We start from the raw sequence: 14,086 nt of genomic DNA, 5'->3' as shown, positions 1-14,086 counted from the left end.
ATGTGGAATTACCCTTTTTCAATAGTTTGAGCTTCTTTTATCCGCCAAAGCCTCCACCAAGGAGTACCCGGAGAATCATGATGCTCGTAGTGATATCCAAAGAAATAACAGGTTAGAAAAGCCCAGAAGTGATTTTTAGATTGTGTTGTTGAGTGATGCTTGTTGTCATTTTCACCTTTATGGGGGAGGTAGGTTCCAAAATAAAAAAGTTGAAATGTAGCAAGCACAGCTGGAAGCATCCAGAATACGATCAAATTCTCGGTAGGAAGATAAAGTTTCAGAATATTGAACGTCACCGCCATCAGGAGAATTTGCCAAATAGTCACGTATTGTTTGATGAAGCTGAAATACCAGGCAAAGAAATTGTCAGAATCATGGTAATCCGGATCTTGGTCAGTAGCTACAAAACGATGATGTTCGTGGTGCTTTGGAAAGAGCCTGCTGTAGAAATTATAGGAGAAAAGTAAGGCAGTAAACCAACCTATCGCTTTGTTAAGTTTTTTATGAGAAGATACTAGTCCATGCATCGAATCATGTGCCGTGATAAAAAGCCCAGTGTAGAGGTGCATTTGAATTAAAACCCCAAAATAAACAAGGGGATCGAGCCAGGAAATCTGATAATTCAAAAGAAAAATTAAGCTTGAAAACCACAGGCCTATAATTACTAAAGCAATCAAAACACCTTTGGGGTCAACAGTCGCATCGTTGATTCTTGACTTCATACTGGCAAGTTGGGAATGTTTTCTCAAAAAGTCAGAATTCTTTCCTTCACCTGCTCCATGAGCCACATAGGCGTCGAAGTAGCGCCACAGATTCCAACTTGATCATTTTCGGTGAACCAATCGCTTTCTATTTGATCAGAGTTAGAAACGAAATAGGTATTTGGATTGGTGTCTTTGCAAACGTTGAAAAGCACTTTACCATTGGAAGATTTCGTGCCGCTGACAAATACAATCTTATCAAACTTTGTAGCAAAGTCGCGAAGCTCTTTGTCCCGATTGGACACTTGCCTACAGATGGTATCGTTGGTATTGACAGTGATGCCATTGTCCTTGAGAATACCATTAATCTCGTAAAATTTATCTGTGCTCTTGGTAGTTTGGCTGTACAGCGTGATGTTTTTAGGAAGAGTTTCTAAGTCAAGCTCAGAAATATCCTGAAATACCACCGCCTCATTATTTGTTTGACCTAAAAGCCCTATCACTTCAGCATGAGCGTGCTTGCCATAGATATAAATGGAATCTCCTTTATCAAATGAATTCTTGATTCTATGCTGCAACTTCAACACTACAGGGCAACTTGCATCGATCAGCGTAAGATTATTTTTGATAGCCAACTCATAAGTAGTTGGAGGCTCTCCATGAGCTCGAATCAATACATTTTCATCACGCAAATCCTTTAAGACTTCATGATCAATAATCTTCAACCCTTTTCTCTTGAGACGGTTTACTTCTTCGTCGTTATGGACAATATCTCCAAGACAATACAAATGTCCTGACTCATCAAGAATATCTTCTGCCATCTCGATAGCATAAACTACCCCAAAGCAGAAGCCTGAATGCATATCAATTTGAACGTGAAGATTCTTCATAATCAAATAACTTAAAGCTTATTGAATTGTTTTTTTCTTTCTGAAAAATTCAAAAAACGAAACATTCATGAGAAGCATTGTCATAGAATAAATCGTATCCTCTATTGGTACTGTCCATATTCGAATACCCAGATTTTCAGCATTGTTATAAATAACTACAGGTTCCGGGGTAAAACCTCCCGTTAATACACCATTACAAAGGATAAAAGGTATGAGGTGAACTAAATAGGCAAATAAGAATCTACCCAGGTATTCATCCTTGAAAATCAACCAGTGAACTGCTAATGCTACTGCGCCTAAACTAAAATTAACTGCTGTATACATCTTATCAAAATTCACAAATGCAAGAAGCAGCAAGAACGGTATCATAGTGAAAATGAAGTACTTTCCAACCGGTTTGAAAATATCCTTTGGAAAAAAGTAAATCAATACTTCATAAATGAACATGCAAGCATATGGCACCGTGAAAAAGAACAGCCATTCTTCAATCGGTAGTTCGAATAGATATATCCCAAGAATGTAGCGTGGATTGAATTCCCAAACTCCAATAACTGTAAACCAGTGATCCCAGATCAAAAAGAAAATAGCAGTGATAAGTATGGCTGGAAACAAGGCGTACCACTTTGTGGCAAACTTGATTCTCGGCTCGAACGATCGAACTAGGGGAAAGGAAATTGCGAAAATGTTTACCGCCAAATAGAGGTATTTTTCCATTGTCAACTTAGTCCTAATTTACTTCCGAAATAAGTGCCAATGAGCAAGCTAAATTTTTGTGAATTCGGTATTCTGATACGCTCATGAGTGATTTTTGCGGCAGAAAGCCCCTTGATTTTATCGAAAAGTTTCTGATAATATAAGTACGCTACTTTTACACCGAGTTTGGCTCCATCGGGAAGTTGAGCTATACCTATTAAGGCCTCGTCAAAATCCTTCTGAATATCTTCTTCGATCAATTCCTTGGCCGATTTATCAAACTGCTCAAAAGCAACTCCAGGGAAATAAACTCTACCTCGTTCTTCAAAATCACTCTTGATATCGCGAAGGAAATTGACTTTTTGAAAAGCAGACCCAAGCATTTGAGCAGGTCTCTTCAATTTTTGGTAAGCTTCTTCGTCCCCATCTACAAATACTTTAAGACACATCAAACCAACTACCTCAGCCGAACCATAAATGTATTCTAAGTAGCGATCGTCATTGTAAGTATTGAAATCCAGATCCATTGCCATGCTTTTAAAGAAGGATTCAATGAGCTCGTGGTCAATATCATATTTATTCACAATCATCTGAAAACCATGCAATACTGGATTCAAAGAAAGCCCAAGTTCAATAGACTTATAGGTTTCATGCCTGAACTCAGCCAACAATTGGGATTTGTCATGAGTGTGAAAAGTATCAACGATCTCGTCCGCAAAACGGACAAAACCATAAATAGCATAGATGGACTGGTGGAATTTTTTGTCTAGGGTTTGAATACCAAGGGTAAAGCTGGTACTGTAGCGCTGCGTGATTAGCTTGCCACACTCCAAACTAGTTTGGTCGAATAATTCCTTTGCGTCCATGAAACTTAATATACTTATTTAATTACGAATTTTCCCGAATGACCTCTTTTGCAACGACATAGCCGGATATTAAAGACGGAGGAACGCCTGGCCCCGGAACAGTAAGCTGACCAGTGTAAAACAGGTTATTTACTTTTTTGTTTTTAAGTGAAGGTTTTAGAATAGCAGTTTGCTTCAAAGTGTTGGCCAATCCATAAGCATTTCCTTTATAGGCATGATAGTCAGCTTTAAAGTCTGAATGTGCATAAGATCGCTTGTAGAGTACATGAGAACGTATTTCCTGACCAGAAATTCTTTCAAGTCGGTCCATGATTATGTGGTAGTACTTTTCTCTAGTCTCTTCAGAATCCTCCAAATCAGGTGCTAACGGAACTAGCAGAAACAAATTCTCCATTCCTTCAGGTGCGACTGTAGAATCAGTTATAGAAGGTACGCATGCATAAAACAAAGGGGCTTCTGGCCATCTTGGATTGGTATAGATTGCATCAGCATGAGGTCCAAGGGGCTCATCGAAAAACAGATTATGATGGCGTAGATTATTTAGTCGCTTATCCACCCCTAGGTAAAACAATAAACTGGAAGGCGCCATTACTCGCTTATCCCAGTATGCTTCACTGTAATTACTGTATTTCGGATTGATCAGATGCTTATCCACATGGTGATAATCCGCACCAGCTATCACCACATCTGCAGATACTACTTCTCCAGATTTCATTCGTACACCACTTGCAAGCCCATCTACAATTTGTATTTCCTCAACTTCAGCGTTATATCTTATTTTCACCCCTTTTTCTTCTGCCAAGGCTACCATCCCCGCGATGATTTCATGCATTCCTCCTTTCGGATACCAAGTTCCCAAAGCAATATCTGCATAGTTCATTAAGCTGTAGAGGGCAGGAATATTCTCAGCAGTTTCTCCAAGGAATAACACAGGAAATTCCATCAAACGAATGATTTTATCAGATTTGAAAAACTTTCGAACGTGGGAGGACATGGATTGAAAAACATCCATACGCATGATATCTTTTAAAAGCGATAAAGATGTAAATTCTAAAAGGGAACGACTTGGCTTTTTTACCAAATCGTGAATTCCAACCTGATATTTATATTTTGCTTGCGCCAAAAATTCGTCAAGTTGAACTGCTGAACCTGGCTCTATTTCTTCAAGCTTTGCCTTGAACTCGTCCAAGTTTGCAGGAATATCCAAAACATCATCTTGACCATAAATCACTGCATAGGAAGGGTCAAGACGTATTAAATCATAATAATCGGATGGCTTTTTACCAAAATGAGAAAAATAATCTTCGAACACATCGGGCATCCAATACCAACTTGGCCCCATATCGAAGGTGAACCCATTACTTGAAAATTTCCTTGCTCTACCTCCTGGAGATTCATTTTTCTCCAGAAGAGTAACCGAGTAATTATTGTCAGCAAGATGGGTTGCAGCAGAAAGGCCTGCAAAACCAGATCCTATTACCACCGCATGCTTTTGATTCATCTTTTTAATTTACGTGCTTATAAACTGTTAAGTCCTCTTTTAGGTATTTGCGAGCAATATGAATTCGATTTTTAACAGTTCCAATCGGAATATTCAATCTATCCGCAATTTCGTGATACTTAAAACCTCTATAATATAATAAAAAGGGAGTACTGAAAATTTCGTCCAATCTATCTATTGCCTCATAGATATCATCCATGGCAAAATCTCCATACGCAGAATTCTCAATCAATGCGCCACTTGAATTAATGAAGTGCAGATTATCAGTGGTATCTACGAAAGTAGCCCTTCTCACCATTTTCTGATAATTGGTGATGAAGGTGTTTTTCATGATCGTGTAAAGCCATGCTTTTAGGTTAGTACCTTCAGCGAATTTATCCTGATTCGTGTATGCTTTCACCATTGTATCCTGAAGCAAATCATTTGCATCATCGAGATCCCGTGTCAATTTTAGCGCGAATGGCTTTAATACACCTGAAAGCTGATTTAATGAGTAACTGAATTCAATTGAAGTCATGGTTTTGCCCTTTTTGTTTAAACAAACCTAACATTCGTTAAACAAATATCCAAACCTTTGTTTAATTATTTTTTCTTTTTGTTAAACAAAAATGATTGCCAAGGCCCTGGAAAAGGTCATAAAACCAACATTAAAGGCCATTTTGGCAATATTTGGGCATAAAAAAAGTATTCACTAGGAATACTTTTGTTTAACAGTTTTGTGCTTTATCTAAACAATCTGTTCTTCCAATTGGACTAAAAAGCGCTTTATCTCTTTAGCATAAGCTAGTACAGAAATGTTGGAAGGAAGAGATAAGGGATGCTCCGTGGCATTCAATCCAGCAACGAAAACCTTTGCCTCTGGAAACTCATTCCCCAGCATATCCACATATTCTTGTACTTTCTCGCCTGATGGAGAAGTGGTAATCACCGTGAGTAAATAGTCAGGTCGCTGCATGTTATAGACCGAAACCAAATCTGCATCTGGAGTATTTTGTCCCAAGTAGATGACCTTATGCCCATGTTTTTTGATCAAATACGAACTGAAAAGAAGGGATATTTCGTGTAACTCACCTTCTGGAAGAAAGAGCATAAAGGTTTTACCGGTATTATTTCCCACTTCTCCATCAATAGCGACGATCAACTTTTGTCTGATCAAATTAGAGATGAAATGTTCTTGAGCAGGAGTAATCGCTCCTGTGAGCCAGAGAATTCCAATTTTGGTTAGGAAAGGATAGACTACTTTTAGAATAGTGTCTTCAAATCCCAATTTGATGATACTGGTGGAGAGGACTTTCTCAAATCTATCCTCATCCATTTCTATCATGCAAATGGTGAGTGCTTGGATCTGGTCATTATGATCTAAGGATTGGTCTGTGAGTCTAATGATTTCTTCACTGACCTCATTACAGGTCATCGCGGCGATTTTGCTGATTTTCATACCATGGGCATTCAGCATCGCGACATTTAAGATACGCTTGAGATCTTCATCGTCATAGTAGCGGATATTCGTATCCGTCCTTTTGGGAGTAACCAAATTATAACGTTGCTCCCAGATCCTAAGCGTATGCGCTTTTATTCCTGACAGTTGCTCTAGATCTTTTATCGAGTAGTTGCTCACCTTTCTTATTTCTTAAAATATTTCTTCGGCACCAAAAACAGCCCAAACGAAACTGCTCCGTCCCTTTTTCTACTGTGATGATGAGCTTGGTGTGCTGCAAATATACCTTTTAAAAAGCCGTTGCGAGGTCGATCGAGCCATTTCAATCTACGATGAATAAGCACATCATGTAGAAAGAAATACAACATACCATATATACTTATCCCTATGCCTAACCAAAACCTATAGTCAAACTCTTCAACTCCAAGGAGAATCAGCGCTACAGCAATGCTTCCAAACAAAAGAGAAAATAAATCATTCAGTTCAAAAAATGAATCTGAATGTTCATGGTGTGTTTTATGAATCGACCACAACGGACCATGCATTAGGAATTTATGAATTGCCCAGCCTGACAATTCCATCAAGACAAAACCTAAAATGCTGAACCCTATCGCTTCAATCATCTTTGTAATAACCTTAGTGGTGAATTTTTGTTTAAGGATCTGTCAAAATAAACGGCCACTTTGATAGAAAAATTAAACACCCAATGTGAAATTAAGAATTGTAAAAAAAAGTATCATCGCGGTAAGCATCAATGCCGCTAAGGGATTACCTTTTTCAAAATTGCCTTTTCTATAAATCAAATGAATCAAAAAGGCTACTACAAACCAAGTCAGGTAGTTACTTGTAGGAATAACATCCGATTTCCAATACCAAAAATCCAACGCTACCGCTACAGGCTCCATGATATAATCGACCACAGTCATTGCACCTGCGCCGAGGAAGGCAGCAAACACATCATTGTCTGTAACCTTATAGAATACTGCCCCTGTAAGGTAAACTAGTAAAAACCAGTTGATCCCAATCACTATTGGAACCTGCCACAGCATAGGGCCAAGTGTAGGACCATAGACATAATCTCCGAAAATATAACCGGTATGAATTCCTATGAGTTCTGCTCCAAAACCAATCCAAAAAGCAACGGCTGCGAAAATCGGGAAAGCCTCAGCCCACCCTCGATGAAATCCCAAAACCAACAGCAAGGTAACAATCAGCTGCGCTGGAGTAAGCATCAGAAAATATTCGCGGTATTCTGGCAAACTCAATCCTATAGCACCCACTGCATAGAGCGCCACTATTACTACCTTCGCAATAATCACGCTTTTATTTTGTGCCTCTGGAGGTGCCTTGGCTATTTTGTGCATTTATTAGGGTGCTTTGATGGATGATTATTCACTTTTTCGGGTTTGGATTCCTAACTTTGGAATCTCAAATCTGTTTGCAAAAAAACGAAATTCCTTCCAAAATCCCCTGATATGATTCTTTACAACATCACTTTTACTGTAACCAACGACATCGAAGAGGATTTTGTCCAGTGGATGAGAGGCACTCATATCCCTGATATTTTCGCCACAGGTCTATTCTTAGAACATAAATTCTTCAGGCTGCTCAATAGTCCAGATGACAGTGTAACGAATTATGCTGTCCAGTTTTTTGCTGAAAACACCCGCAAGCTCATTGAATACGAAAGCCGCTTTGCGAATGCGCTTCGCTACGAAACACAGGCTAGGTACGGCGAAAAGGCAATGCCTTTCCGCACTTTGATGGAATCGGTGGATTAGGGGAATAGTAGAGAGACACTAGTTTCGCCCCATTGGGGCTATCTTACAAGTCCTACCGAAATACCCCCGGCTTTGCCGAGGGTTATGAAAAGTCACAATCCTTCGGATTTTTTTTGAATAAATTGGGTCATCCAAGAAATTATGAGGTTGCAAATCTTTCTGTGGAAACATCATAATCTGTTTATCTTGAAAACATAAGAACTAATCCTCAGCCAGCTCCGAAGGAGCCAAACCATTCATGACCCTGTACGAAGTGCATTGTAGCTTGCAATGAGTTAGTTAAGTAGCCCTGAAGGGGCGGAACTTTTATTTACAAGGCTTCACTTTACTAAAAAAAGAAACTATACGCTGAAGGCAAATTTAAATCACACATACTTATGGTTTCCAGATCATAAATATCACACCCCATTTTATTGCCATATCCCACTAAATTTTTGATTAATTAACATTTGGGGGTCGGTTTTCATTTACAGTTTTTTTAGTTTTATAGCTAACCCTACTGTAAATGAAGCGACTATTTTTTCCATTAGCACTTATTATTTCATTTTCTTCCTGCGAAACCAAGAACAACTCAGAATCCTCCACCACCACGAGCCTACTTGAAAACTTCTCTTTCTCTGTTGACACTGTAATGGTGGACGTCGGAGATGAACTCTTCATGCCGGGGGCTTATTACAAATTTGAGTTGAGTGAGTCCAGCGATCATGTCTTCACCTATTTTGAGCCTGAGTTTGAAGTTCACGAAATCGACCTGAATGCGATGAAACTTGTGAATCGCCACAAATTTGAAAAAGACGGGCCAAATATGATTCCTATGTATTTAAACTACATGCAGAATCTCAATGAAACTGAACTATTTTTCGCAAATTCTAATCAAGCTGGTGTATTCAAAAAGACTGGAGAAAAAGTAAAATCTATCTCTCTAAAACCAGAAGATTACACTGGCCTTGATCCTGAATTTCCTTTTGAGCTGGGAAACTCCATACAAATCAGTCCTGACCAAAAAACAGTATTGACTTTACCTAATCAGAATTTGGGAACAGCAGAAGGTCTTGCAATTCTGAATTTGGAAGATAAGAGCGGCAAATTCCTCAAGCTTCCAGCCTTAGAATTGACCAAAAATTTTAGGGTGCTTTTCAAACAAGGAAATGGAGCCATTTCCTCAGGTGAAAATCAGAGACTTTATATAATCAACGGGCATTTTATCATAGATAGCGGTGCTACCTCAGATATCTATTTCTATGATCAAGTCAGCGATTCCTTGCGACTAGTGACCTTTCCTCATCAGCTGGTACCAAAGGCAAAGACAGGAGAATTTCCTCCCGAAGTTGATTCAAATGAAAGACGTAGAGAGGTGATGAATGAGATCCGTAAGCAAATCAGTTTTTCTCAATTTTTCTGGAACGAAAAGCATCAGATTTATTTCAGAATGGGTGAAATGAACAGGGAGTTGAATGAAGTAACTAAAACATATTCGTCAGACACTTATCTATTTACCTATGATAAAGATTTTAACCTGACTGGAGAAACCGAAGTCCAGGGTTTGGACTTCATGCCTACTTACGGTTTTGCCAGAGACAACAAACTCTATATGGAGTGGGTAGTCGATGAAAACCCTGCATTTATTGTCTACACCTTTAATTTTTAACCAACATGAAGAAACTATTTCCTGTACTATCTCTCATTCTCCTCGCTTCCTGCGGAGACAAAGGCAGTTCTGAAAACACTAATCCGGACAATATTCTTGAAGATCTCACTTACTCCGTGGATACGGTGCTAGTAGATAGTGGTGATAACCTTATCAATTTAAGGAATGGCTTAAACCTAGGAACGGTAAATTCTCAGAAAAACAAGCTTTACATTTTTGACAGAACCAATCAAATTCTTCAAACTATTGATCTGGATAGACTTCAATTAGAGGAATCTACTCAATTTGAAAAGGAAGGTCCAAACGGGACAGGGCAATATGTATCAAGCATTCAATCTCTAAGTGATGACCGACTTCTGATCGTTTCTTATCAAAATAATGGCATTTTTAGTCTGAAGGGAGAAAAGGAAGTTTCAATCAAATTAGAATCTTCGAAAATTGACAGTCTAACTGTCGAATTAGAGCCAAATGCAGCCCAAAATCTTCTGGTAACTCAGAATCGAGAAAAAATATTCGCAATTCCTGGCACTTTTTGGGAGGGGGAAAGACGATTTTTGATGGCCAAAACTCCGGATTTATCTGGAAGAGTAATACCGTTGCCAGAATTAAACCAAATTTCAAAATTCACTATTATATACAATTCAAATGAGGGTTCCACAGCTTATTTGCCTGAGATTGGACTTTCAGAGATTGATGGAAATGTAATCTTGTGGAATTCCGTCACTAGTGGGATTTATATTGTTGATCCCCAAACTGAATCGATTTCAGAGAAATCATTTCCTCATAAACTGGTAGCCGCAAAAAAAGAAGGAGCAGTGAAGCAAAAGGTTAATTCAATGGAGGAGTTTCAGACCGAAATGGGAAAGGTATCCAGTCAGATTCATTTTAATGAATTGTTATGGGATGATTCTCGAGGACAATATTTCCGATTTGGTAATGTTCTGCCGCCAGACAATGGCGGAGCATCCAGTAGAGGTTTGGATATTTTTCTCTTTGCTTACGATAGAAACCTTAATCTAATTGGAGAGCAAAAAATGGTGTCATTAAACTATGTGCCGGACTTTCCCTTTTTCAAAGACGGCAAGCTCTATTCCTATGTCAACGTAGAAGACGAGCTAGGCTTTGCTGTATTCACATTTAATTTTTAAAAACCATGAAAAAGCTACTTACGATTTCCTTGCTAATCCTACTTGCATCATGCGGTGGGAAAGAATCCGAATCCACAGAACAGAAAAATATCCTCGAAAACCTGACCTACTCTGTGGATACGGTGGTGGTGGATCCAGGGGAGGAGATCATAGACTTATCTGGAGGATTGAGACTTTCAAGCCTTTCAGACAATAAAAGTAAACTATACCTTTTTACCCAGAAGGAACATCAAGTTGCCATCGTCAATTTAGACCAATTGAAATTAGAGGAATTTCTGCCCTTCGAAGTGGAAGGCCCGAATGGCATAGGTCAATACGTGGGAACTATGCAAAAGCTTGACAGAGAAAGGTTTTTGTTTTCAAGCTTTCAAACTTCAGGTATCTACGATAGAAATGGAGTCAAAACCGAAGATCTCAAGCTCAAGCCTACTGATTTCGAGGGAATAGACTTAGAAGGTGAATCTCCCATGAATAATAACCTCACCTCCTCAGCGGATGGTAAGTTATTATTTTCCCTTCCCGGAAATTTCATGGAAGGATCCAGAGACTTAGCTGTGCTAGACCTAGCAAGCCGCTCAGGAAAAATCATTGATATTCCAGCGATGGACAAAGCTTCAGAATTCAGGATTTTGCTCCAAAGTGACAAAATGATGTCTATCTACATAGAAGAAGTGCGTCTTCAGGAAATAGAAGGATACCTTTTTATCAATACTTCTGTTACCTCGGATATATATAGATATGACTACCAAAGAGACTCCTTGCAACTCATCACTTTTCCTCATCAGCTAGTTCCCTCAGCCAAAACAGGTAGTATCAAAAACAAAGTATCCTCGGAAGATGAGTGGAGAAGCGAAATGGAGAAAGCCTCCAGTCAGATAGGATTTGAGAAATTGCTATGGGACGATAATAGCCAAAGATTTTTCAGATTTGGCAGAAAATTACTCCCAAAAGAAAATGAAGAATCTCCAGCAAAAGCGGAAGTGTATCTCTTCGCTTACGATGCTGAGTTGAAGTTGATTGGAGAAAAATTTCTAGAGGATATTGACCTGATTCCTTCCTCTCCCTTCTTCAAAGACGGCAAGCTCTACTCCTATGTCAATGTAGAAGACGAGCTCGGCTTCGCAGTATTCACTTTTGATTTTTAAAATTCCTCAATGAAAAAACTGCCTATCTTTTTTTTGATTGCCCTTCTGTTTTCTTGTTCTGAAAAAGACAAAAAAGACTCTTTCTTGAATATCCTTGAGAATCTAACATACACTATCGACACTTTGGTAGTGGATTCCGGAGAAGAGTTCATTAATCTGTCCCTAAGTTTAAATTTTTCAGATGTATCAGAAGACAAAAAGTCACTTTTCATTTTTGATAGAGGACGCCTTTCTTTTCAAGAAGTAGATCTGGATCAAATGAAACTCCTAGGAACATATCCATTTGAAATGGAAGGGCCTAACGGAATTGGAAAGGGCGGGATCTTTCAACTTTTTCCTGATCGAAAATTAATGATCCCCAGTGTTACAAAAACTGCCATTTATAATCTGCAAGGAGAATTAATTTCCAACTTAAAACTAATAACCGATGAGCTAGAACATACGAGCAACATCGATGAATTTACACTCTTGAATGAAATCCACTTTGATCCAAAATCTGGAGTTTTTTATTCCTTACCTGGGAATTACACTTCCGGTATTCGTGAACTGGCAATAATAAACGCTACTACCAACAAAGGGAAGGTAGTCAAGCTTCCTGAATTGGAAAAAGCAGGAAATTTTAGAGTTTTCTTTAATACTAAAAATGACAAAGCCATTGAAATGGAGAAGTACTCTCTTTCACTTATTCTTGAAAAAATTTATATCACTTGCACAGTCACAAGTGGAGTTTACCGCTACAACCCAGCCACAGATGATCTGGAATATATTGAATTCAACCATCAAATAATTCCAAATGAAAAAACCGGTGAAATCATCAATGAAGTGTATTCTCAAAAGGAATTCAATGCAGAATATAGAAAAGTAGCCAGTCAAATCTCCTATCTTAAATTGATGTGGGATGAAGAAACTTCCAGATTTTACCGACTTGCATACAAAGGTGTTTTGGGAGACCAACAACTGGAGCCCATTTCTTACCAGGTTTTTTTACTGGCTTATTCCGAGGATTTGGAATTAATGGGAGAAACGCTAATTCCTGACTTCAACCAAGTTCCCAAAAGTTACTTCTTCAAAGACGGAAAGCTCTATTCCTATGTCAATGTCGAAGACGAGCTCGGCTTCGCGGTTTTCACTTTTGATTTTTAGAGGCATGAAAAAGCTCTTAACGATTTCAATTCTTGCGCTACTTTCAGCTTGTGGTGAAAAGCCTAAATCTGAGGAAGTTTCTGTCGTAGAGGAGCCCAAGAATATTCTGGAAAACATGACCTATTCGGTCGATACAGTGATGGTGGATACTGGAGATGAAATTTTAGATTTTTCCTTCGGTTTTAATACCTCTCCAACGCCAGACCGCCGCTTTTTCTATTTCTACAAAAACTTAAAAATGCAGAAAATTGATTTGGACCATCTGAATCTAATAGATTCCTTTTCTCTAGAGAAAGATGGTCCAAACAGTCCCGGTCATACCTTTAGTTTTTATGCACTTTCTGATGGTGGCTTCTTTTTCCCAACCTTACATCGACCTTCTATTATTTCTGACCAAGGCCTGAAAATCAAGACTTGGAATCTTGATCAAGACAAATTGGTAGAAGGATTTCCTGTCGAGCCTTTCTCCCTTGGAAATAGAGTAATTCTGGACTCAAAGCGTCTCAACTTGTATTCTTTGCCGATGAACTTTGAAATAAGAGACCATTATTTTGCTGTAATAGACTCACTGGAAAACAGGAAAAAGATGGAAGAGCTCACAGAGTTTAAATGGGCTAATAAATACTTGGTTAGAAGCGATAGCGAGCAAAAAGGTGAATTTCTACACCTACAACAGTTTGATGAGCTTGTGCTTATATCCTGTACTGTGGGAAATGGCACCTACATCTACAATCCAAGTTTAGACAGCCTTTTTTATAGGGAATTTCCACATGAGCTTGTGCCCTTAGAAAAAACAGGAGAGGTAAAAAACAAGGTGGGGAGCAGAGCAGAGTTTGAAGAAGAAATAAGAAAGCTAAACCAAAAAATCAGCTACTGGAGCTTCATCTGGGATGAAAAGTCTCAGCGCTATTTCAGGTTTGCAAGTAGAGCTATTGGGTTTGATCAAGAAGGCTGGGCAAAGGATTATGAAATATTCTTTATGGCTTATTCCAAAGATTTGGAACTAATCGGTGAGACTCGATTGGAAGGATTATCCAAAACCCCGAATGGCTTTTTCAAAGATGGAAAGCTCTATTCCCAAGTAAATGTCGAAGACGAATTGGGATTTGCTGTATTCACTTTTGATTTTTAA

15 protein-coding genes are annotated in these 14,086 nt (G+C 38.7%); 6 read left to right on the top strand and 9 right to left on the bottom strand.

Translation table 11 applies throughout. From position 1 onward, the window contains the following. Window positions 1–8: 8 nt before the first annotated feature. The 9 genes from QOL76_RS06135 to QOL76_RS06095 form a co-directional block, all read right to left on the bottom strand. Window positions 9–722: a fatty acid desaturase gene (locus QOL76_RS06135; RefSeq protein WP_283412152.1), complete on the bottom strand. Its 714-nt coding sequence runs from the start codon at window positions 720–722 to the stop codon at window positions 9–11. Window positions 723–745: 23 nt separating this feature from the next. Then, window positions 746–1,591, bottom strand: a complete 846-nt coding sequence (locus tag QOL76_RS06130) for a 4-hydroxy-3-methylbut-2-enyl diphosphate reductase (RefSeq protein WP_283412151.1) — start codon at window positions 1,589–1,591, stop codon at window positions 746–748. Window positions 1,592–1,609: 18 nt separating this feature from the next. Beyond that, window positions 1,610–2,305, bottom strand: coding sequence for a lycopene cyclase domain-containing protein (locus QOL76_RS06125; protein WP_283412150.1), 696 nt, complete (start codon window positions 2,303–2,305; stop codon window positions 1,610–1,612). A gap of 2 nt (window positions 2,306–2,307) precedes the next feature. Next, window positions 2,308–3,150: a phytoene/squalene synthase family protein gene (locus QOL76_RS06120; RefSeq protein ID WP_283412149.1), complete on the bottom strand. Its 843-nt coding sequence runs from the start codon at window positions 3,148–3,150 to the stop codon at window positions 2,308–2,310. 22 nt (window positions 3,151–3,172) lie between these two features. Next, complete coding sequence (locus QOL76_RS06115; RefSeq protein ID WP_283412148.1) at window positions 3,173–4,651, bottom strand: phytoene desaturase family protein; 1,479 nt, start codon at window positions 4,649–4,651, stop codon at window positions 3,173–3,175. A gap of 4 nt (window positions 4,652–4,655) precedes the next feature. Beyond that, window positions 4,656–5,168 (bottom strand): RNA polymerase sigma factor, encoded by a 513-nt coding sequence (locus tag QOL76_RS06110; protein WP_283412147.1) that lies wholly within the window; start codon window positions 5,166–5,168, stop codon window positions 4,656–4,658. 210 nt (window positions 5,169–5,378) lie between these two features. Then, on the bottom strand, window positions 5,379–6,269 hold the full coding sequence (locus QOL76_RS06105) for a MerR family transcriptional regulator (RefSeq protein ID WP_283412146.1): 891 nt from the start codon (window positions 6,267–6,269) through the stop codon (window positions 5,379–5,381). Window positions 6,270–6,274: 5 nt separating this feature from the next. Continuing rightward, entirely contained in the window at window positions 6,275–6,712 is a 438-nt protein-coding gene (locus QOL76_RS06100; RefSeq protein ID WP_283412145.1) for a sterol desaturase family protein, read from the bottom strand. A 72-nt stretch (window positions 6,713–6,784) separates the two neighbouring features. After that, entirely contained in the window at window positions 6,785–7,453 is a 669-nt protein-coding gene (locus tag QOL76_RS06095) for a carotenoid biosynthesis protein (RefSeq protein ID WP_283412144.1), read from the bottom strand. A gap of 111 nt (window positions 7,454–7,564) precedes the next feature. Between QOL76_RS06095 and QOL76_RS06090 the strand changes: the two genes are divergently transcribed. From QOL76_RS06090 to QOL76_RS06065, 6 genes are all read left to right on the top strand, one after another. After that, window positions 7,565–7,870, top strand: coding sequence for a DUF4286 family protein (locus QOL76_RS06090; protein WP_283412143.1), 306 nt, complete (start codon window positions 7,565–7,567; stop codon window positions 7,868–7,870). Between the two features lie 505 nt (window positions 7,871–8,375). Next, a complete protein-coding gene (locus QOL76_RS06085) occupies window positions 8,376–9,518 on the top strand; it encodes a DUF4221 family protein (protein ID WP_283412142.1) in 1,143 nt (380 codons plus the stop codon). Window positions 9,519–9,523: 5 nt separating this feature from the next. Further along, entirely contained in the window at window positions 9,524–10,666 is a 1,143-nt protein-coding gene (locus QOL76_RS06080) for a DUF4221 family protein (RefSeq protein ID WP_283412141.1), read from the top strand. A gap of 5 nt (window positions 10,667–10,671) precedes the next feature. Beyond that, on the top strand, window positions 10,672–11,811 hold the full coding sequence (locus tag QOL76_RS06075) for a DUF4221 family protein (protein WP_283412140.1): 1,140 nt from the start codon (window positions 10,672–10,674) through the stop codon (window positions 11,809–11,811). A gap of 9 nt (window positions 11,812–11,820) precedes the next feature. Beyond that, window positions 11,821–12,954: a DUF4221 family protein gene (locus QOL76_RS06070; RefSeq protein WP_283412139.1), complete on the top strand. Its 1,134-nt coding sequence runs from the start codon at window positions 11,821–11,823 to the stop codon at window positions 12,952–12,954. A 4-nt stretch (window positions 12,955–12,958) separates the two neighbouring features. Next, window positions 12,959–14,086: a DUF4221 family protein gene (locus tag QOL76_RS06065; protein WP_283412138.1), complete on the top strand. Its 1,128-nt coding sequence runs from the start codon at window positions 12,959–12,961 to the stop codon at window positions 14,084–14,086.

The organism is Algoriphagus winogradskyi, from assembly GCF_900182815.1.
In the GTDB taxonomy this organism is placed as follows: domain Bacteria; phylum Bacteroidota; class Bacteroidia; order Cytophagales; family Cyclobacteriaceae; genus Algoriphagus; species Algoriphagus winogradskyi.
This window is presented reverse-complemented; position numbering and strand designations above follow the sequence as displayed.

What these genes read in the sequence shown, in the direction of transcription:
- QOL76_RS06100 (WP_283412145.1), bottom strand. Translation starts at nt 6,712, where the DNA reads ATGATTGAAGCGATAGGGTTCAGCATTTTAGGTTTTGTCTTGATGGAA.
- QOL76_RS06065 (WP_283412138.1), top strand. Translation starts at nt 12,959, where the DNA reads ATGAAAAAGCTCTTAACGATTTCAATTCTTGCGCTACTTTCAGCTTGT.
- QOL76_RS06075 (WP_283412140.1), top strand. Translation starts at nt 10,672, where the DNA reads ATGAAAAAGCTACTTACGATTTCCTTGCTAATCCTACTTGCATCATGC.
- QOL76_RS06115 (WP_283412148.1), bottom strand. Translation starts at nt 4,651, where the DNA reads ATGAATCAAAAGCATGCGGTGGTAATAGGATCTGGTTTTGCAGGCCTT.
- QOL76_RS06110 (WP_283412147.1), bottom strand. Translation starts at nt 5,168, where the DNA reads ATGACTTCAATTGAATTCAGTTACTCATTAAATCAGCTTTCAGGTGTA.
- QOL76_RS06090 (WP_283412143.1), top strand. Translation starts at nt 7,565, where the DNA reads ATGATTCTTTACAACATCACTTTTACTGTAACCAACGACATCGAAGAG.
- QOL76_RS06135 (WP_283412152.1), bottom strand. Translation starts at nt 722, where the DNA reads ATGAAGTCAAGAATCAACGATGCGACTGTTGACCCCAAAGGTGTTTTG.
- QOL76_RS06095 (WP_283412144.1), bottom strand. Translation starts at nt 7,453, where the DNA reads ATGCACAAAATAGCCAAGGCACCTCCAGAGGCACAAAATAAAAGCGTG.
- QOL76_RS06125 (WP_283412150.1), bottom strand. Translation starts at nt 2,305, where the DNA reads ATGGAAAAATACCTCTATTTGGCGGTAAACATTTTCGCAATTTCCTTT.
- QOL76_RS06070 (WP_283412139.1), top strand. Translation starts at nt 11,821, where the DNA reads ATGAAAAAACTGCCTATCTTTTTTTTGATTGCCCTTCTGTTTTCTTGT.
- QOL76_RS06080 (WP_283412141.1), top strand. Translation starts at nt 9,524, where the DNA reads ATGAAGAAACTATTTCCTGTACTATCTCTCATTCTCCTCGCTTCCTGC.
- QOL76_RS06085 (WP_283412142.1), top strand. Translation starts at nt 8,376, where the DNA reads ATGAAGCGACTATTTTTTCCATTAGCACTTATTATTTCATTTTCTTCC.
- QOL76_RS06120 (WP_283412149.1), bottom strand. Translation starts at nt 3,150, where the DNA reads ATGGACGCAAAGGAATTATTCGACCAAACTAGTTTGGAGTGTGGCAAG.
- QOL76_RS06130 (WP_283412151.1), bottom strand. Translation starts at nt 1,591, where the DNA reads ATGAAGAATCTTCACGTTCAAATTGATATGCATTCAGGCTTCTGCTTT.